The sequence below is a fragment of the Pseudoduganella sp. R-31 genome (assembly GCF_049913235.1).
Taxonomy (GTDB): Bacteria; Pseudomonadota; Gammaproteobacteria; order Burkholderiales; family Burkholderiaceae_D; genus Rugamonas.
This window is the reverse complement of the sequence record NZ_CP183986.1, coordinates 3,788,760-3,806,854: the sequence shown is the minus strand read 5'-3', so window position 1 is coordinate 3,806,854 and position 18,095 is coordinate 3,788,760. Positions and strand designations below refer to the sequence as shown.

Annotated in this window: 14 protein-coding genes; 13 read left to right on the top strand and 1 reads right to left on the bottom strand. The window is 64.8% G+C overall.

The annotated features are described in order from the left end of the window. Positions 1-20 precede the first annotated feature (20 nt). From ACN9MY_RS17240 to fusA, 13 genes are all read left to right on the top strand, one after another. Positions 21-800, top strand: coding sequence for a TatD family hydrolase (locus tag ACN9MY_RS17240; protein WP_426161673.1), 780 nt, complete (start codon positions 21-23; stop codon positions 798-800). Further along, a complete protein-coding gene (locus tag ACN9MY_RS17235) occupies positions 800-1,486 on the top strand; it encodes an ankyrin repeat domain-containing protein (protein WP_426335842.1) in 687 nt (228 codons plus the stop codon). Before ACN9MY_RS17240 ends, ACN9MY_RS17235 begins: the two co-directional genes overlap by 1 nt. A gap of 94 nt (positions 1,487-1,580) precedes the next feature. After that, complete coding sequence (locus tag ACN9MY_RS17230; protein WP_426172226.1) at positions 1,581-2,492, top strand: methyltransferase domain-containing protein; 912 nt, start codon at positions 1,581-1,583, stop codon at positions 2,490-2,492. Between the two features lie 108 nt (positions 2,493-2,600). Then, entirely contained in the window at positions 2,601-2,798 is a 198-nt protein-coding gene (locus ACN9MY_RS17225) for a hypothetical protein (protein ID WP_426318047.1), read from the top strand. A gap of 148 nt (positions 2,799-2,946) precedes the next feature. Continuing rightward, positions 2,947-4,701 carry a glycoside hydrolase family 2 protein gene (locus ACN9MY_RS17220; protein WP_426335841.1) on the top strand — a complete coding sequence of 585 codons (1,755 nt, stop codon included), beginning with the start codon at positions 2,947-2,949 and terminating at the stop codon, positions 4,699-4,701. A 7-nt stretch (positions 4,702-4,708) separates the two neighbouring features. Then, positions 4,709-8,485: an NAD(P)-binding protein gene (locus tag ACN9MY_RS17215; RefSeq protein ID WP_426318046.1), complete on the top strand. Its 3,777-nt coding sequence runs from the start codon at positions 4,709-4,711 to the stop codon at positions 8,483-8,485. A 2-nt stretch (positions 8,486-8,487) separates the two neighbouring features. Continuing rightward, positions 8,488-9,636 (top strand): galactonate dehydratase, encoded by a 1,149-nt coding sequence (gene dgoD, locus ACN9MY_RS17210; RefSeq protein ID WP_426161668.1) that lies wholly within the window; start codon positions 8,488-8,490, stop codon positions 9,634-9,636. Further along, positions 9,630-10,532, top strand: a complete 903-nt coding sequence (locus tag ACN9MY_RS17205) for a 2-dehydro-3-deoxygalactonokinase (RefSeq protein ID WP_426161667.1) — start codon at positions 9,630-9,632, stop codon at positions 10,530-10,532. Before dgoD ends, ACN9MY_RS17205 begins: the two co-directional genes overlap by 7 nt. Then, positions 10,532-11,149, top strand: coding sequence for a 2-dehydro-3-deoxy-6-phosphogalactonate aldolase (locus tag ACN9MY_RS17200; protein ID WP_426161666.1), 618 nt, complete (start codon positions 10,532-10,534; stop codon positions 11,147-11,149). Before ACN9MY_RS17205 ends, ACN9MY_RS17200 begins: the two co-directional genes overlap by 1 nt. Further along, positions 11,146-12,195: an aldose epimerase family protein gene (locus ACN9MY_RS17195; RefSeq protein ID WP_426161665.1), complete on the top strand. Its 1,050-nt coding sequence runs from the start codon at positions 11,146-11,148 to the stop codon at positions 12,193-12,195. The genes ACN9MY_RS17200 and ACN9MY_RS17195 overlap by 4 nt, the downstream gene beginning before the upstream one ends. Before the next feature lie 2 nt (positions 12,196-12,197). Then, positions 12,198-13,076 (top strand): SMP-30/gluconolactonase/LRE family protein, encoded by an 879-nt coding sequence (locus tag ACN9MY_RS17190; protein WP_426318044.1) that lies wholly within the window; start codon positions 12,198-12,200, stop codon positions 13,074-13,076. Then, positions 13,060-13,650 (top strand): flavin reductase family protein, encoded by a 591-nt coding sequence (locus ACN9MY_RS17185; RefSeq protein WP_426161663.1) that lies wholly within the window; start codon positions 13,060-13,062, stop codon positions 13,648-13,650. The genes ACN9MY_RS17190 and ACN9MY_RS17185 overlap by 17 nt, the downstream gene beginning before the upstream one ends. Before the next feature lie 84 nt (positions 13,651-13,734). Then, positions 13,735-15,849 carry an elongation factor G gene (fusA, locus tag ACN9MY_RS17180; RefSeq protein ID WP_426161662.1) on the top strand — a complete coding sequence of 705 codons (2,115 nt, stop codon included), beginning with the start codon at positions 13,735-13,737 and terminating at the stop codon, positions 15,847-15,849. Here the strand turns inward: fusA and ACN9MY_RS17175 are convergent. Next, entirely contained in the window at positions 15,846-18,092 is a 2,247-nt protein-coding gene (locus tag ACN9MY_RS17175; RefSeq protein WP_426161661.1) for a putative bifunctional diguanylate cyclase/phosphodiesterase, read from the bottom strand. The genes fusA and ACN9MY_RS17175 overlap by 4 nt on opposite strands. Between the last annotated feature and the right edge of the window lie 3 nt (positions 18,093-18,095).

Below are 18,095 nucleotides of genomic sequence, written 5' to 3'. Positions count from 1 at the left end.
GCATCGGATAAAATGCCGGGATGTTCATCGATTCCCACTGCCATATCGACTTCCCGGAGCTGGCTGCCCGGATGCCTGAAATTCTCGCCAAGATGGCGGAAAACAAGGTCAGCCACGCGCTCTGCGTGTCGGTCGACTTGCCGGACTTCCCGCGCGTGCTGGCGCTGGCCGAGCAGTATCCGCATATTTACGCCTCGGTCGGGGTGCATCCCGATTACGAAGACACGCCTGAACCGACGGTTGCACAGCTGGTCGACCTGGCTCGGCATCCGAAGATCGTCGCCATCGGCGAAACCGGCCTTGACTACTACCGCCTGGAAGGCGACCTGGAATGGCAGCGCGAGCGTTTCCGGACCCATATCCGCGCCTCGCGCGAGTCGCGCAAACCATTGATCATTCACACCCGTTCCGCCTCGGAAGACACCATTCGGATCATGCGCGAAGAGGGCGCCGGCACCGGTCAGGGCGGCGTGGCAGGTGTCATGCATTGCTTTACCGAATCGCTGGAGGTAGCGCGCGCGTCGATGGAGCAAGGCTTCTATATTTCCTTCTCGGGCATCGTGACCTTCAAAAGCGCCAAGGAGCTGCAGGCAGTGGCGCTGGAAGTGCCGCTGGAACGGATGCTGATCGAAACCGATTCGCCCTACCTGGCGCCTGTACCGTACCGCGGCAAGATGAATGAGCCGGGCTATGTGGCCCACGTTGCCGAATTCATTGCCAAGCTCAAAGGCATCCCGCTGGAAAAGGTCGCCGAGCAGACTTCCGCCAACTTCTTCGACTTGTTCAAGGCGGCAGCCTGATGATGAGCCGCCGCGCCGCGCTCGCCTTCCTGGCCGGAGCTGCCGCGGCGCTGCTCGCCGGGCTGGCAAGCGCGAACGCGGCCGGAGAGGCGTTCGACGCCGAAGCCGAGCAGGTCGCGTTCTTCCGCGCTGTCCAGATCGACGACGACCGCACCGTCAAGGCCGTACTGGCGCGCGGCCTCGATCCCAACCTGCACGACCCGCAGCGCGGAGAGACCGGTCTCATCATTGCGATGCGCAACGACGCAATGCGCGTTGCCAGGCTGCTGCTCGCGCAGCCGGGCTTGAGAATCGATGAACAGTCGCCGAACGGCAATACGGCCTTGATGATGGCAGCTTTGCAAAAGAACAAGCCCGCCGTGCTCGCCATCCTGGAGCGCGGTGCGCAGGTCAACCGCCCCGGCTGGACGGCCCTGCATTACGCCGCCGCGTCCGGCGACCTCGACATCATGAAGCTGCTGCTCGAGCGCCACGCCTACATCGACGCCGCGTCGCCGACTGGCACCACGCCGCTGATGCTGGCCGCCCGCGAAGGACAGGAAGATGCGGTCAAGCTCCTGCTCGATGAGGGCGCCGACGCGCGCCTGAAAGACCGAGCCTGGCGCGAAAATGCCGCCGAATTTGCCATCCGCGCGCAAAAACCGTGGATCGCCGAGCAAATCCGCCAGCACCTCGGCGGCAAATAAGGCGGTATTTCCCTTTCATATCGTGCAAATGGCCAGGCGTGCCTGGGGCGACAATCCTGTTGTCGACAACCCACCGCGCGCCCGCGCCACTGCCATGCTGAACGAACGCGAAATCGAAAGCTGCTACCTCGGCCAGTTCATCCCGCTGCACTACCATCACAATATGCTGATGGATGCCAACCGCATGCACAACTTCAAGGCCGCCATCGATTATGTGGTCAAGCCGGGCATGAAGGTGCTGGAACTGGGCGGCGGCACCGGCGTGCTGTCCTTTTTCGCGGCGCAGAAGGCCGACAAGGTGTATTGTGTTGAATTTAACCCGGACATGGTGCAGGAAGCGCGCAAGTTCCTGGCAATGAACAACAATGGCGAGCGCGTCGAAGTGGTGCATGCCGATGCCTTCGAATACCTGCCGCCGGAGCCGGTCGATGTCGTCATCTGCGAAATGATCCACGTCGCCATGTTGCGCGAAAAGCAGGTCGAGGTCATCGAGCATTTCAAGCAGCGCTACCTGGAACGCTTTGGCGGCCCTCTGCCTGTGTTCATGCCGGAGGCGGTGCTGATGGCGGTCCAGCCGGTCCAGCAGGAATACGATTTCGACGGTTTCATCGCCCCGATCGTGCAGTTCCAGCAGCCGGGCCAGATCCAGAATGCCACGGTGGAACTGTCCCAGCCCCAGGTCTATGCACTGATCGACTTCACCCAGCCCAACGAAATGCTGTATCGCTGGGAAGGCCAGTTCATCGCCGAAAGGGACGGCCAGCTCAACGCGCTGCGTTTCATCACCAAGAACATCCTGGCTGTCGTGTCCGAACGCAACAGCACCATCGACTGGCTGAACCACTACATGACCTTGCCGCTGGCCGAGCCGGTCCAGCTGCGGGCCGGCGAGGCCGTGCAAGTCAGCTTTGCCTACCGTGCCGGCGGCCAGATCCAGTCCCTGCAAGCGACCATGCGCGCGGTTGCCCTGCGCACCACGGCCGCCTTGCCGGCCTTTGCAGCTTGACCCCGCTTTTTCGCTCTCTGTCGGCCTAATCTGCATTTGGTCGCATGTCCGTTGTCCGGGCCGGACGTCCACTTTACAGTTGCCTCAACTTCAATCGGAGGTGCTGGAATGTTCGGCTTCATCTTATGGCTGTTGTTGCTGTTCCTGTGCTGGCCACTGGCCTTGCTTGCCCTGGTCCTGTATCCCATCGTCTGGCTGCTGTTGCTGCCGTTCCGCTTGCTTGGCATCGGTGTCGAAGCGGTGTTCGAACTGCTGCGCGCCATCGTCATGCTGCCGGCGCGCGTGCTGGGTGGTTCGCCGCGCTAACCGCCTGGCGCGGCATTTTGCATACCGCCAGTATCTAAAGGTTTTATGCGAAGCCGGCGGAAATTTTTCCGGCCCGTATCGTAAGCGCACTGTGGCAATCGCGCTGCTACGATGGCCCATCGAATAACAACGATGGGCGGGGCAGACAATGGGGCAATTCGAATATCCGCGGCCGCAACTGGTGCGCGATCAATGGCAGTCGCTCAATGGCGAGTGGGAGTTCGAGTTCGACGACGAACACAGGTATTGCCTGCCTTCGGACGATATTCCCTGGTCGCGCCGCATCAATGTGCCGTTTGCACCGGAGTCGGAACTGAGCGGGATCGGCGACACCGGTTTCCACAACGCTTGCTGGTACCGCTGCCGTTTCAAGGTCGAACAGCGCGGCGCCCGCACGCTGCTGCATTTTGGTGCCGTCGACTACCAGGCGCGGGTGTGGATCAACAACCACATGGTGGCCGAGCACGAAGGCGGGCACACTTCCTTCACGGCCGACATTACCGACGAACTGGTCGAGGGCGAACAGACCCTGGTGCTGTTCGTGGAAGATGATCCTGCCGACTTGAACAAGCCGCGCGGCAAGCAGGACTGGCAGCTCGAGCCGCATTCGATCTGGTACCCGCGCACCACCGGCATCTGGCAAACCGTATGGCTGGAAAACGTCGGGGCCACCTATATCCGCAGGCTGCGCTGGACACCGATCTTCGACGGCTATGAACTGGGCTGCGAAGTACTGGCCGGCGGCGACGCCGCGCCCGGCCTGGCAGTCGAGGTCAAGGTCTGGCACGGCGGCAAGCTATTGGCCGCGGACAGCTATCTGATGGTGGGGCAGGAGGCCAACCGCAAGATCGCCTTGTCGGACCCGGGCATCGACGATTCGCGCAACGAGATCCTGTGGAGCCCCGAGCGGCCCACCTTGCTGGACGCCGAGCTGACCCTGTACCGCGATGGCCAGGTACTGGACCGCGTGCGCTCCTATACCGCCATGCGTTCGGTGTCGATCAACCGCGACCGCTTCATGCTGAACGGCCGGCCCTACCACCTGCGCCTGGTGCTCGACCAGGGCTACTGGCTGCAAAGCCTGATGACCGCGCCCTCCGACGAGGCTTTGCGGCGCGATGTCGAGCTGGCGAAGGCGATGGGCTTCAACGGCGTGCGCAAGCACCAGAAAATCGAGGACCCGCGCTACCTGTACTGGGCCGACCGCCTTGGCCTGCTGGTCTGGGAAGAGATGCCGTCGGCCTACGCCTTTTCGGCGCGCGCCATGACGCGCCTGCTGCATGAATGGAGCGAAGCGATCGAGCGCGACTACAGCCACCCCAGCCTGATCGTCTGGGTGCCGTTCAACGAATCCTGGGGCGTGCCCAACCTGACCGCCGTGCAATCGCACCGCAACGCAGTCGAAGCGCTCTACCACCTGACGCGCATGCTGGACCAGACCCGGCCCGTGATCGGCAATGACGGCTGGGAGGCTTCGGCCACCGACATCCTCGGCATCCACGATTACGATCCCGACCCGGAGCGCGTGCGCCAGCGCTATGAAGTGACCGATCCGGTGCGCACCCTGTTCGACCAGCGCCGCCCGGGCGGGCGCATCCTCACGCTGGACGGCTTCCCGCACCGCGGCCAGCCGATCGTGCTGACCGAGTTCGGCGGCATCGCCTTCGACCCGAACGCACCGGCCCACCATACCTGGGGCTATTCGCGCCAGAACACGGCCGAGGGCTTCCTCGAGCACTACCGTTCCTTGCTGAAGGTCGTCAACGAAACCATGATGTTCAGTGGCTTCTGCTATACCCAGTTCGCCGACACCTTCCAGGAAACGAACGGCCTGCTGAACGCCGACCGCACGCCCAAGATTCCCCTCGAGCTGATCAGCGCCGCGACGCGCAACGTGCAATAGGTGCGCCGTGACGACCCCCGCCTGCCATCCCTTCGCCACCTTCTGGCAAGCCGGCTATGAGGGCGCCGACCACGTCAACCATGCCGGCCAGCCGCAGGACATGAACCTGGTCACCGGCCATTTGCAGCGCGCCCGCGCCGACTATGAGCTGCTGGCCCGGTTCGGCATCCGTACGGTGCGCGAATCGATCGGCTGGCGGCTGGTCGAGCGCGACGGCCAGTTCGATTTCTCGCCGCTGCTGCCGCGCCTGGAAGCCGCACGCGCGCTGGGGCTGCAAAGCTGCTGGACCTTCTGCCACTACGGCTGGCCGGAAGACGTCGACATCTACAGCGACGACTTCGTGCCGCGTTTCGTGCGTTTTTGCCAGGCCAGCGCGCGCTTCCTGGCGCCCTGGCTGGGCGAAGAGCCGGTGTACTCGCCGATGAACGAGCTGTCCTTCACGGCCTGGGGCCTGTCGGTGCATATGTTCCGCTGCCTGAACATGTACCACGAGCGGGCCGGTGAACTGGGCAAGCGCCAGCTGGTGCGCGCTTCCATCGCCGCCATCGACGCCATTCGCGAGATCACGCCGGGGGCGCGCTTTTTCCAGTGCGACCCGCTGATCCACGTCATCGCGCCCAAGGACCGTCCCGACTGGGCGGCGCAGGCCGCCGGCTGGACCGCTTCGCAATACGAGGCGCTGGACATGCTGTGCGGCCGCGTCGAACCGGAGCTTGGCGGGCACCCGCGCTACCTGGACCTGGTGGGCGGCAACTATTATCACAGCAACCAGTGGGAAAGCGGCACCAATATGCGGCTGTGGTGGCACCTGGACGACCCGCGCCGCCGGCCCCTGTCCGACATCCTGGTCGAACTGCACCAGCGCTACGGCCGGCCGGTGCTGCTGGCGGAGACCAGCCATGTCGGCAGCGGCCGCGGCACCTGGATCAGGGAAATGGCGGAGCAAAGCATGATGGCGCGCGAACGCGGCGCCGAGGTATGCGGCATCTGCCTGTACCCCGCCATCGACCGGCCCGACTGGGAAAACGCCGAGCACTGGCACCACAGCGGGCTGTGGGACCTGGACCGCGACGGGCCCGATCCGCTGGCCCGCGTCCTCGTCGCACCGTACGCCACTGCATTGCGCCAATCGATCCGGCTGACCGACAGCCTGTGTGAAACCAAGGAGAATGCCATGCAAACGTTGATTGTTTTCTGCCACCTGCGCTGGGATTTCGTATACCAGCGTCCTCAGCACCTGCTCACCCGCCTGGCCAAGTACTACAAGGTGGTGTTCGTCGAGGAGCCGGTGTATGAGGAAGGGGAGGCACGCATGGTCATGTCCCATCCCGCACCGAACCTGACGGTCTGCCAGCCCCACACACCGGTCGACGCGCGCGGTTTCCACGACGACCAGATCCCGCTGCTGCAGCCGCTGGTGGCGGCCCTGGCGCCGGACGGCGAGGAAGTGCTGGTCTGGTTCTACACCCCGATGGCGCTGCCTTTGCTGCAAGCCCTGCATCCTTCCCTGGTCATCTATGACTGCATGGACGAACTGAGCGCCTTCCGGAACCCGCCCAAGCAATTGCTGCAGCGCGAGACGGCCTTGCTGAACATTGCCGACCTGGTATTTACCGGCGGGCCCAGCCTGTACGAAGCCAAGCGCTCGCGCCACGACAATGCGCATTGCTTCCCAAGCAGCGTCGATGCGGTGCATTTCGAGCAGGCGCTGGACCGCAGCAACGGCCACCCGCTGCACACGGCCATCCCGCGTCCGCGCCTGGGCTTTTTCGGCGTGATTGACGAACGCTTCGATGCCGAACTGATTGCCGACATCGCCGATGCGCATTCGGACTGGCAGGTCGTGCTGGTGGGCCCGGTGGTCAAGATCGACCCGGCCACCTTGCCGCAGCGCCAGAACGTGCACTACCTGGGACAGCAATCGTACAAGGCCCTGCCGCAGTTCCTGGCGGGCTGGGACGTCTGCCTGCTGCCGTTTGCGCTAAACGAAGCGACGCGCTTCATCAGCCCGACCAAGGTACTGGAGTACATGGCCGCGGAACTTCCCATTGTCAGCACTGCCATCCGCGACGTGGAACAGCCGTATGGGGACATCGTGGCAATCGCTCATGACCACAACGAGTTCATCTGCCATTGCGAGGCGGCGCTGGCCCAGGCACCTGAGCAAGCGGCGGCGATGGCGGCGGCCATGCGCGAGGTGGTGGCGCGCACCTCGTGGGATGCAACGGCTGACCGCATGCACGAACTGATCGACCAGACACCGCCAGGCGGCAAGGCGGCGCGCCTGGCCGGCAAAGGCGCCCCGCGCAAGCTGGCCGGCGCCAGCGCGGCGCCCAACGTCAACCCGCTGCGCGGCTCGGCCAGCGGCCAGTCGTTCGGCAGCATTGTGATCGGGGGCGGACCGACCGGCCTGTCCGCCGCCTACCACGTGGGCGCGGACAACCTGCTGCTGGAGCGAAACGAGACGGTGGGCGGCTGGTGCCGCTCGATCGAGGAGGGCGGCTTCACCTTCGACCATGCCGGCCATATCATGTTTTCCAACGATCCCTACGTGCTCGAACTGTACGACAAGCTGCTGGGCGACAACCAGCATTGGCAGATGCGCGAAGCCTGGGTCCACAGCAAGGGCGTGTATACCCGCTATCCCTTCCAGGGCGCGCTGTATGGCCTGCCGCCGGAAGTGATCAAGGAGTGCATCGTGGGCGCCATCGATGCGCGTTATGGCGATGCCGGCAGCGGCCAGGCTTGCTCCAGCGTGGAAGTGGAGGACTGCTGCGCCGACGGCGGCGCCGAGGCGGCCAAAGCCAGCCAGGAAGCGCGCGCAGCCCAGACCGAGAGTTTTGAAGACTTTATCTACAAGGCATGGGGCAAAGGCATTGCGAAGCACTTTGCAATTCCCTATAACCGCAAATTGTGGACGGTGCCATTAAGCGAAATGGAAACCTCCTGGCTTGGCGGCCGCGTGCCCCTGCCGGACCTGTCCGAGATTATCGAAGGCGCCTTGCGCCCGGTGCCGCGCCCGATGGGGCCGAATGCCCGCTTCGGCTATCCGCGCCGCGGCGGCTTCCAGGCCCTGATGAATGGCTTCCTGCCCCTGATCCGCGGCAAAATCGAAGTGAATGCGGAAGTGGCGCAGGTGCTGCCCGAGGAGCACGTCGTGACGCTGGCTGATGGCCGGCGATTCAAGTACGGCAACCTGATCAGCACCATGCCGCTGCCGGAACTGGTCAAGCTGATCGGCGCAGCGGCGCCGGCGGAAGTGCGCGAAGCGGCGCACGGCTTGCGCCATATCTCGATCCGCTGCGTCAATATCGGCATCGCGCGCAGCGATGTGACGGACAAGCACTGGATCTACTACCCCGAAGACAGCATCTTCCATCGCATCTTCGTTCAAGGCAACGCCAGTCCTGAATGCAATGCGCCGGGCGGCTTCGGCTTTACCTGCGAAATCTCTTATTCGCCATGGAAACCGCTGCCGCTTGATGGCGACGCCTTGATCGAGCGCTGCATTGCCGATGCGGTCAAGGTCGGCTTCCTGCGTGCGGACGACAAGGTGGTGGTGGCGAACCAGGTCGACATGCCGGTGGCTTATGTCGTCTACGACCACCAGCGTGCGCGCAACGTCGCCATCGTGCGGGAATGGCTGGCGCAGCATGACATCCTGCTGGCCGGCCGCTACAGCGAATGGGAGTACTACAACTCCGACCATGCTTTCCTGGCCGGCAAGCGCGCGGCCGAGCAGGTGGCGCGCCTTCGCAGCCGGGCTGCACCGAAGGCGTCCTGACCATGAAGATCACGCAACTCAGCACTTATCGTGTGCCGCCACGCTGGATGTTCCTCAAGATCGAGACCGACGAGGGCATCAGCGGCTGGGGCGAACCGGTGATCGAAGGCCGTGCGCGCACCGTGGAAGCGGCGGTGCACGAGCTGGGCGAGCTGCTGGTCGGGCGCGATCCGGCGCAGATCAGCGACCTGTGGCAAGCCATGTACCGCGGCGGCTTCTATCGCGGCGGTGCGGTCTTCATGAGCGCCATTGCCGGCATCGACCAGGCTTTGTGGGACATCAAGGGCAAGGCGCTGGGGGTGCCGGTGTACCAGCTGCTTGGCGGCAAGGTGCGCGAGCGCATGAAGATCTACAGCTGGGTGGGCGGCGACCGGCCGGCCGATGTGGTGGCGGGCATCCAGACCTTGCGCGATATCGGCCTGAATACCTTCAAGATGAACGGTACCGAGGAAATGGCCATGCTCGACTGCGCCACGGCGGTGGACGCGGCCGTCGAGCGCATTGCCGGCATCCGCTCCGCCTTCGGTTACGACATCGAGTTCGGCATCGACTTTCACGGCCGGGTGGCCTGGCCGATGGCCAAGCCGCTGCTGCGCGCGCTCGAGCCCTACCGCCCCTTGTTCGTCGAAGAGCCAGTGCTGGCCGAGCAGTCGGAGTATTACCGCCGCCTGTCCGACATGACCAGCATTCCGCTGGCGGCCGGCGAGCGCATGTTCTCGCGTTTCGAATTCAAGCGCGTGCTGGAGCAGGGCGGACTGGCGATCTTGCAGCCGGACCTGTCGCACGCGGGCGGGATTAGCGAATGCCTGCGCATCGCCGCCATGGCGGAAGCCTACGACGTCACGCTGGCGCCGCACTGCCCGCTCGGCCCGGTGGCGCTGGCAGCCTGCTTGCAAGTGGACTTTGTCTCGTATAACGCCGTGCTGCAAGAGCAGAGCATGGGCATCCATTACAACAAGGGGGCAGAGCTGCTCGACTACGTGCACAACGCGGGCGACTTCCGCATGGAAGGCGGCTATATTGACCCCTTGCCTCTGCCGGGCCTGGGTGTCGACATCAATGAAGAACGGGTCATCGAGGCCAGCCGCGCAGCGCCTGACTGGCGCAATCCGCTGTGGCGGCACGCCGATGGCAGCGTGGCCGAATGGTAGCGCCAGCCTGCCTGCTGGGCATTGACTGGGGCACGAGCAACCGGCGCGCCTATGTCATCGGCGCGGAAGGGAGTTGCCTGCGCAAGCACGAGGACGCGCAGGGCGCCCTGGCGGCCCAGGGCCATTTTGCCGAGTCATTGCAGGCGCTGCGCCAGCTGCTCGAGCTCGACGCGCTGGTGCCGGTCGTCATGTCGGGCATGGTAGGCAGTGCGCAGGGCTGGCAGGAAGTGGCTTACCTCGATAGCAGCGTGCCGCTGGCGCGCCTGCCCGAGACCCTGGTGCCGGTCAGCGGCGCGCCAGGCTGCTTCATCGTGCCGGGCTACTGTTATCGCGAGCACGGCAGCATTGACGTCATGCGCGGCGAAGAGACCCAGCTCTTCGGCGCGCATTTCCTCAGGCATGGCGACGGCTGCTACGTGCTGCCGGGCACGCACAGCAAATGGGTGGAAGTTGCCGACGGCAAGATAGCGCGCCTGACCACCTTCATCACCGGCGAATTGTATGCATCCCTGCGCTCATCGGGAACCCTGGCAGCACTGATGGCCGAGGGCCATGCCGACGCAGATGCCTTGCGCGCCGGCGCCAACCGTGCGCAAAGCGCCGAAGCCCTGAGCCATACTCTGTTTGAAGCGCGCGCCCGCGTCGTGGCGGGCGATTCGAACGCAGGCGAAACGCGTTCCTATGTCAGCGGCCTGCTGATCGGCACGGAGTTCGCGGCGCGGCGTGAAGAGGCGCCCGCTGCAGCCGGCAGCATGCCTGTGCTGCACCTGATCGCCTCGGCCGAGCTGACTGCGCCGTACCGCGAGGTCGCGCAAATGCTCGGCTACGCGACAGAGTTGATTGACCCGGACCAAGCCTATTGCGCGGCCCTGGCTCGCTTCATGGAGGCAATCTGATGAGCGCAATCGACGAGTACCAGCCGCCGCTGGTTGCGATTCTTCGCGGACTGACCGCTGCGGAAGCGCCGGCAGTCGCGGCAGCACTGTTCTACAGCGGTTTCCGGATCCTGGAAGTGCCGCTGAACCGCCCGGGCGCCCTGGAATGCATCCGTCTGCTGGACGGCATGAAGCCCAACGATGGGTTGGTCGGCGGCGGCACGATGACCAGCGTCGCCGACGTGGACGCGGTCCACGCGGCCGGCGGCCGCATCATGGTCGCGCCGAATTTCGACCCGGCGGTGATGCGGCGCGCGCGCGACCTGGGCATGCTGACCCTGCCGGGCGTTGCCACGCCGACCGAAGCGCTGGCGGCGCTGGCGGCGGGCGCGGATGCGGTCAAGTGGTTTCCCGCCGAGACGCTGGGCCCGAGCGGGCTGCGTAGTGTCAAGACCATCCTGCCGCCATCGGCAAGGGTGTGGCCGGTCGGCGGCGTCAGTGCCGGCAACCTGCATGAATGGGTGCGCGCCGGCGCCGACGGTTTCGGGATTGGCGGCCGCTTGTATGAGCCGGGCATTGCCTTGCCCGAGCTCGAGTCGCGGGCGCGCGAGCTGATTGCCGCCTGGCGCGCCCGATGAAGCCCTGTGTCGAAAGCCGCTTGTTCGGGGAGCTTGCCAACGGCGAGCCGGTCATGGAATTCACGCTCGATAACGGGCAGGGCATGCTGTTATCGGTGCTTGACTACGGTTGCATCATCCGTAGCTGGCGCGTGCTGGCACGGCATCGTCCACCGCTCGATTTTGTGCTGGGTTTCGATACCATGCTTGACTACGAACGCGACACGGCCTATTTCGGGGCCGTGGTCGGGCGCTTCGCCAATCGCATAGCGGGCGGCCGCTACGTGCACGATGGCCGCGTGGTGCAGCTGACGCAAAATGAAGGCGAGAATCACCTGCATGGCGGCCGGCGCGGATTCCACAAGCAAAGCTGGCAGGGCCACGCGAGCAGCGACAACGACGCGGCGCGCATCAGCCTGTGCCGCCTCAGCCGCGACGGCGAAGAAGGCTATCCGGGTAACCTGCTGGTCATGGTCACCTACGAGCTGACGACAAGCGGGGAGCTGCGCTGCAACTACCAGGCCGTGTGCGACCGGCCGACGCCAGTGAGCATCAGCCAGCACAGCTACTTCAACCTCGCTGGCGAGGGCGACATTCTCGGGCACGAGCTGCGCCTGGACGCTGCCCACTACCTGCCGGTGCGCACGGGATTGCTGCCGAGCGGGCAGGTGAGGGAAGTGGCCGGCACGCCGTTCGACTTTCGCCTGAAGCGCCGGATCGGCAGCGCGCTGGCAGAGGCGGATGCGCAACTGGCCCTGGCGCGCGGCTATGACCACAATTTCGTGCTGGCGGGAGGGCGCGGCCCGCAGGCCTGCCTGGCTGACCCCGCGTCCGGGCGCCAGATGGAGATCTATACCGATTGCCCTGGCTTGCAGTTCTACAGCGGGAATTACCTCGATGGCGCGCTCGGCGGCAAGGGGCGCGACTTCACACGCCATGCAGGCCTGTGCCTGGAGCCGCAGCATTTCCCCGACGCGCCGAACCAGCCCGGCTTCCCGAATGCGTTCTGCGGCCCCGGCGCCCCCTACAGCGCAAGCACGCGCTATGTCATCGACAGGTGGAGGTGAATGTGGAGCTGATCGTGGATGCCCAGAATGCCTTGGGCGAATGCATTGTCTGGTGCGAGCGTACGCAATCCCTGCTGTGGACCGATATCCTGGGGCGCCGCCTGTGGCGGCACCGGCCCGCGACCGGGGTGACGCAGCAGTGGGAGATGCCGGAGCGCCTGGCGTCGTTTGCGCTGGCGGCGTCGGAAGGCCGTTTGTTGCTCGGCCTGGAAAGCCGGCTGGCCTGGTTCGACTTTGCCGCTGGCGAGGTGATGACGATCGTGGAAGTGGAGAGCGACGTCCCCGGCACGCGGCTCAACGACGGCCGTTGCGATCGCCAGGGCCGTTTCGTGTTCGGCACCATGAACGAAGCGATCGGCAGGGCGCCGATCGGGCGCTTCTACCGCCTCGGCCACAATCTGCAGCTGGAAACGCTGCCGCTGGCGCCGGTTGCGATTGCCAACAGCATCTGCTTCAGCCCGGATGGCGCCACCATGTATTTCTGCGACTCCCTGAGCGGCATAATCCGCTGCTGCGATTATGGCGATCAAGTGGCGGGCGAACGCATCTTCGCCCATTTGCCGCCCGGCTGCGGCGAGCCCGATGGCTCTGCGATCGATGCCGACGGCTTCCTCTGGAATGCCGAATGGGGCGCCGGCCGGATCGTGCGCTACCGTCCCGATGGCAGCATCGAGCGCGCGGTGGCGGTGCCGGTCAGCCAGCCGACCTGCCCCTGCTTTGGCGGCCCCGGGCTGGACCAGCTGTTCGTGACCAGTGCCCTGGTGGATTTGCTGGAAAGCGAACGCTATGCCGGCGGCGTGTTTGGCATGCCGGTGACCGACGCGGTCGGCCTGCCGGAAATGCGCTTCGGCGCTAGAATGGGGGATGACTCAGCAATTTGAACACTTCAAGCCGGTTGCCCTGAACCAAGCCAGCCGCCTGCTCAACCACGGCCCGACCGTACTCGTCACCAGCGCCCATGAGGGCCGGCGCAACATCATGGCCGCTGCCTGGTCGATGCCGGTCGAATTTACGCCGCCCCGCATTGCCGTCGTGATCGACAAGCTTACCTTCAGCCGCGAGCTGATCGCCGCCAGCGGCGTGTTCGCGGTCTGCATCCCCGGCGCCGCGGCAGCCGACCTGGCATACGCCGTTGGCACGTCGAGCGGCCGCGAAGGCGACAAGTTCGCCCGCTTCAGGCTCGACTCCCGGCCTGGCACGGCCACCGGCGCGCCGCTGCTCGCCACCGGCTGCGTGGCCTGGCTGGAGTGCCGCCTGATCCCCGAGCGCCATGCCGAAGACGCGTACGACACCTGCTTCGCACAAGTGGTGGCGGCCGCTGCCGATGAAAGAGTCTTTTCCGACGGGCACTGGTCGTTCCGTGACGACAATGCCGATCTGCACACCCTGCACCATCTTGGTGCCGGACATTTTGCGCGTGCGAGTGCGATGATAAAAGCGAAACCGCTCCCTTGATTTCTTGTTGAGCCGCCCAATCTTCGCACTCCTGTTACTGATAGAATCGAAGATGCCCGCAAGGCATCGTTCAAGGAGATTGTGATGAGCCGCAAGACACCTATCGAGCGTTACCGCAACATCGGCATCAGTGCCCATATCGACGCTGGCAAGACCACGACGACGGAGCGCATCCTGTTTTACACCGGGGTCAACCACAAGCTGGGTGAGGTGCACAACGGCGCCGCGACCATGGACTGGATGGAGCAGGAGCAGGAACGCGGCATCACCATCACCTCGGCAGCGACCACCGCCTTCTGGAAAGGCATGGGCGGGAACTTCCCCGAGCACCGCATCAATATCATCGACACGCCGGGCCACGTCGACTTCACGATCGAAGTCGAACGCTCGATGCGCGTGCTCGATGGCGCGGTCATGGTATATGACTCGGTCGGCGGCGTGCAGCCGCAATCGGAAACCGTCTGGCGCCAGGCCAACAAGTACAAGGTGCCGCGCCTTGCCTTCGTCAACAAGATGGACCGCGTCGGCGCGGACTTCTTCCGCGTGCAGCGGCAGATCAAGGACCGCCTGAAAGGCACTGCCGTGCCGATCCAGATCCCGATCGGCGCCGAGGAGAATTTCCACGGCGTGGTCGACCTGGTCAAGATGCGCGCCATCATGTGGGACGACGAGACGCTGGGCGTCAAGTTCACCTACGAGGACATTCCCGCGAACCTGAAAGAGCTGGCGCAGCAGTGGCACGACCATATGATCGAAGCCGCCGCCGAGGCGACGCCCGAGCTGACGGAGAAATACCTGAATGGCGAGACCCTGAGCGAAGACGAGATCAAGGCGGCGCTGCGCGAACGCACGATCCGCAACGAGATCGTGCCGATGCTGGCCGGCAGCGCATTCAAGAACCGCGGCGTGCAGGCGATGCTGGATGCGGTGATCGAGTACCTGCCGTCGCCGGTCGACGTGCCGGCCATCGCGGGTCACGACGAAGACGACAACGAGATCGAACGCCATCCATCGGACGACGAGCCGTTCTCCGCGCTCGCCTTCAAGATCATGACCGACCCGTTCGTCGGCCAGCTGACCTTCTTCCGCGTCTATTCGGGGATCGTGAATTCGGGCGATACCGTGTACAACCCGACCAAGGGGCAGAAAGAGCGCCTGGGCCGCATCCTGCAGATGCACGCCAACGAACGCAAGGAGATCAAGGAAGTGTTCGCGGGCGACATCGCCGCTGCCGTGGGCTTGAAGAACGTGACCACCGGTGACACGCTGAGCAATCCGGACAAGGTGATCATCCTGGAAAAAATGGTCTTCCCCGAGCCCGTGATTTCACAGGCGGTGGAGCCGAAGACCAAGGCCGACCAGGAAAAGATGGCGATCGCCCTGAACCGCCTGGCGCAGGAAGACCCGTCGTTCCGCGTGCATACCGACGAGGAATCGGGCCAGACCATCATGTCCGGCATGGGCGAGCTGCACCTGGAAATCCTGGTGGACCGCATGCGCCGCGAATTCAGCGTCGAAACCACGGTAGGCAAGCCGCAGGTGGCCTATCGCGAAACCGTGACCAAGGCGGTCAGCGATATCGAGGGCAAGTTCATCAAGCAATCAGGCGGCAAGGGCCAGTATGGCCACGTGGTGCTGAAGCTGGAACCGATGGAAGCGGGCAAGGGGTTCGAGTTCGTGGACGCCATCAAGGGTGGCGTGGTGCCGCGCGAGTTCATTCCGGCGGTGGAGAAGGGCATCCGCGAGACGCTCAATACCGGCGTGCTGGCTGGCTATCCGGTGGTCGACGTGCGCGCCACGCTGACTTTCGGCTCCTACCACGACGTGGACTCGAACGAGAACGCCTTCCGCATGGCCGGTTCGATGGCCTTCAAGGAAGGCATGCGCAGGGCTGACGCGCAGCTGCTGGAGCCCATGATGCACGTCGAGGTGGAGACGCCCGAGGAATTCATGGGCAATGTGATGGGCGACCTGACCACGCGGCGCGGCATGGTGCAGGGCATGGACGAAATCCCCGGTGGCGGCGGCAAGCAGATTCGCGCGCTGGTGCCGCTGGCGGAGATGTTCGGCTATTCCACTTCGCTGCGTTCGCTGACGCAGGGACGGGCGACCTATACCATGGAGTTCCAGCACTACGCGGCGGTGCCCAAGCACATCCTCGACCAGGTGGCGACGGCGCGCGCCGCATCGAAGCACTAGGCCGGTTCGAGCAAGGCCGCGAATTCGTCGGCCGGGACAGGGTGGCCGTACAGGTATCCCTGTCCCTGTTCGCAACGCAGCAGTTTGAGCAGCTTGGCTTCTTCTTCGGTCTCGATCCCCTCGGCCACGACCTTGAGGTCAAGGTTGTGCGCCAGCGACACCACCGTGCTGACCAGGCCCATATAGCCCGCATCGAGCGACATGCGGGTGACGAAGGAACGGTCGATCTTCATCACGTCCACCGGCAGGCTGACCAGATAGGACAGCGAGGAATAGCCGGTGCCGAAATCGTCGATGGCCACCGGCACATCCAGCGCGCGCACCTTATTGAGGATTTCGACCACGCGGTCATGGTCCGAGACCAGGGAGCTTTCGGTAATCTCGATCGACAACGGCTGCTTGTCGGCGCCGGCCGTGTGCAGGGCATGTTCGATGTCGCTGAACAGGGAATCGCAGCGGAACTGGGCCGGCGCCACGTTGACGGCAATTTGCGGCGGCTGCAGCCCGGCATCGTGCCAGGCCCGCCAGTCCTGCATGGCGCGCTGCATGACCTGGCGGCCAACGGCGATCACCAGGCCGGTGCGCTCGAGCTCCGGCACGAATTCCGACGGCGGCACCAGGCCGCGCAGGGGATGGCGCCAGCGCACCAGCGCTTCGGCGCCGGTCAGCTTGCCGGTGCGCAGGTCGATTTTCGGCTGGTAGAAATTGACGAACTCCTGGCGTTCCAACGCGTCGCGCAATTCCACTTCAAGGCTGATCTGGCGCGCCACCACGCGGTCGGCGGCGCGGTCATACTGTCCGAAACGCAGGTCGAGGTCGCGTGCCGCGGCCAGCGCGTCCCAGGCCTTGACCAGCAACTCGTCGGCCGTGGTGCCATCGTCGGGCAGGGCGGCGGCCCCGGCGTTGATGGTGCACCAGATCTTGTGCTCCTTGACCTGGTAGGCGCCTTGCAGCATCGGCACCGCCGTCTCGTGGATGAATTCCGCGGCAGTCTGGGTACCGTGCGCGGGCAGGAAGACTGCAAAGCGGCCGACGCCGACGTGGGCCAGCAGCATGCTTTCCGCGACCACCGAGCGCAGGCGCTGGGCGATATGGCGCATCAGGCCGACGGCGGCGGCATTGCCGTAGGCGGAACTGATTTCGTCGAAACGGTTGATGTTGACCAGCAGGACCGTGCCGCGCGCGTCGGAAGCGGCCAGGGCGGCAATCTCTTCCTCGAACTGCAGCCGGCTTGGCAGCCCGGACAGCACATTGGTGCGCGCCAGCCGGTGCATTTCCTGGGCATTGACCAGGCGCTCGATCCCGTAGCTCAGCTCGTTGCTCAACTCACCGGCACGCTCGCGATAGAAGGCGTCGAAATGCTGTTCGCGGCGCGAATAGAAAGTCGCCACGCCCCAGGGCTGGTTGTTGACGAACAGCGGCACCGCCATGCAGGACGCGATCTCGTGGCCCTTGCGCGAACCCGACTGGACGCGACCGGTGGCCAGCACATGGGCCGCCAGTTCCGCCGCCAGCCAGTCCGGCGGCGTTTCGCCGGCGCTCCAGTGGCGCTCCTGGCCTTCGCGGCTGGCCGAGGCAAACAGGTAGAGCGTGCCATCGTCGGCGCGGCGGCTGATGGCGGCGCAATCAAGGCTGGGCTGGTGCGCTGCCAGGCGGCAGGCATCAAGGCACAGCTGCTCCAGCGTGCGCGAGCGGGGGATCAGGGCGCTCATGCGCGACAGCAGCACATAAAAATTGTCATGGCGGATCAGGGCGCGTTCTTTTTCCACCTCGGTGGTGACGTCGATCGCGGAGCCGCCGGTAAAGGATTCGCCATTCACATGAATGGGGAATTTATGCACCAGCCAATGGCGCTTGCCTTCGTCGGTTGTCTCCATTGTCTTGGTGACGTCCGGATTCTCAGGCGCGCCGTCCTGCTGCTCGAGGCCGCTTCCCATCACGTAATTGCCGGCCGCATCCCTGATCCAGAGCGGGGCCGGTGCGTGCTCGGCGAACCCGGCCAGGAAACCCCTGGCCCGGGCCAGCCCCTGGCGCAGGCTTTGCTGGGTGCGCAGGCAATGGGCGATATCGGCCAGCGCGGCATGCTGTTCGGGAGAATGCTTATCCGGCAAATGGCTGAACAAGAGCTGCTCATCCTCCAGTGCCTCGGCCGGCACCGGTTTTCCACACACAAATCCAGCCAGCCGCTGTAATTCCTCCAGCGAGCTGGACTGCAAGTGTTCAATGGATGTGCGCTTGTTCATTTG

Bases quoted from the DNA above. Each gene is read 5' to 3' on its own strand.
- ACN9MY_RS17230 (WP_426172226.1), top strand. From the start codon at position 1,581: ATGCTGAACGAACGCGAAATCGAAAGCTGCTACCTCGGCCAGTTCATC.
- ACN9MY_RS17200 (WP_426161666.1), top strand. From the start codon at position 10,532: ATGAGCGCAATCGACGAGTACCAGCCGCCGCTGGTTGCGATTCTTCGC.
- ACN9MY_RS17195 (WP_426161665.1), top strand. From the start codon at position 11,146: ATGAAGCCCTGTGTCGAAAGCCGCTTGTTCGGGGAGCTTGCCAACGGC.
- dgoD (WP_426161668.1), top strand. From the start codon at position 8,488: ATGAAGATCACGCAACTCAGCACTTATCGTGTGCCGCCACGCTGGATG.
- ACN9MY_RS17185 (WP_426161663.1), top strand. From the start codon at position 13,060: ATGACTCAGCAATTTGAACACTTCAAGCCGGTTGCCCTGAACCAAGCC.
- ACN9MY_RS17175 (WP_426161661.1), bottom strand. From the start codon at position 18,092: ATGAACAAGCGCACATCCATTGAACACTTGCAGTCCAGCTCGCTGGAG.
- ACN9MY_RS17205 (WP_426161667.1), top strand. From the start codon at position 9,630: ATGGTAGCGCCAGCCTGCCTGCTGGGCATTGACTGGGGCACGAGCAAC.
- ACN9MY_RS17220 (WP_426335841.1), top strand. From the start codon at position 2,947: ATGGGGCAATTCGAATATCCGCGGCCGCAACTGGTGCGCGATCAATGG.
- fusA (WP_426161662.1), top strand. From the start codon at position 13,735: ATGAGCCGCAAGACACCTATCGAGCGTTACCGCAACATCGGCATCAGT.
- ACN9MY_RS17225 (WP_426318047.1), top strand. From the start codon at position 2,601: ATGTTCGGCTTCATCTTATGGCTGTTGTTGCTGTTCCTGTGCTGGCCA.
- ACN9MY_RS17235 (WP_426335842.1), top strand. From the start codon at position 800: ATGATGAGCCGCCGCGCCGCGCTCGCCTTCCTGGCCGGAGCTGCCGCG.
- ACN9MY_RS17240 (WP_426161673.1), top strand. From the start codon at position 21: ATGTTCATCGATTCCCACTGCCATATCGACTTCCCGGAGCTGGCTGCC.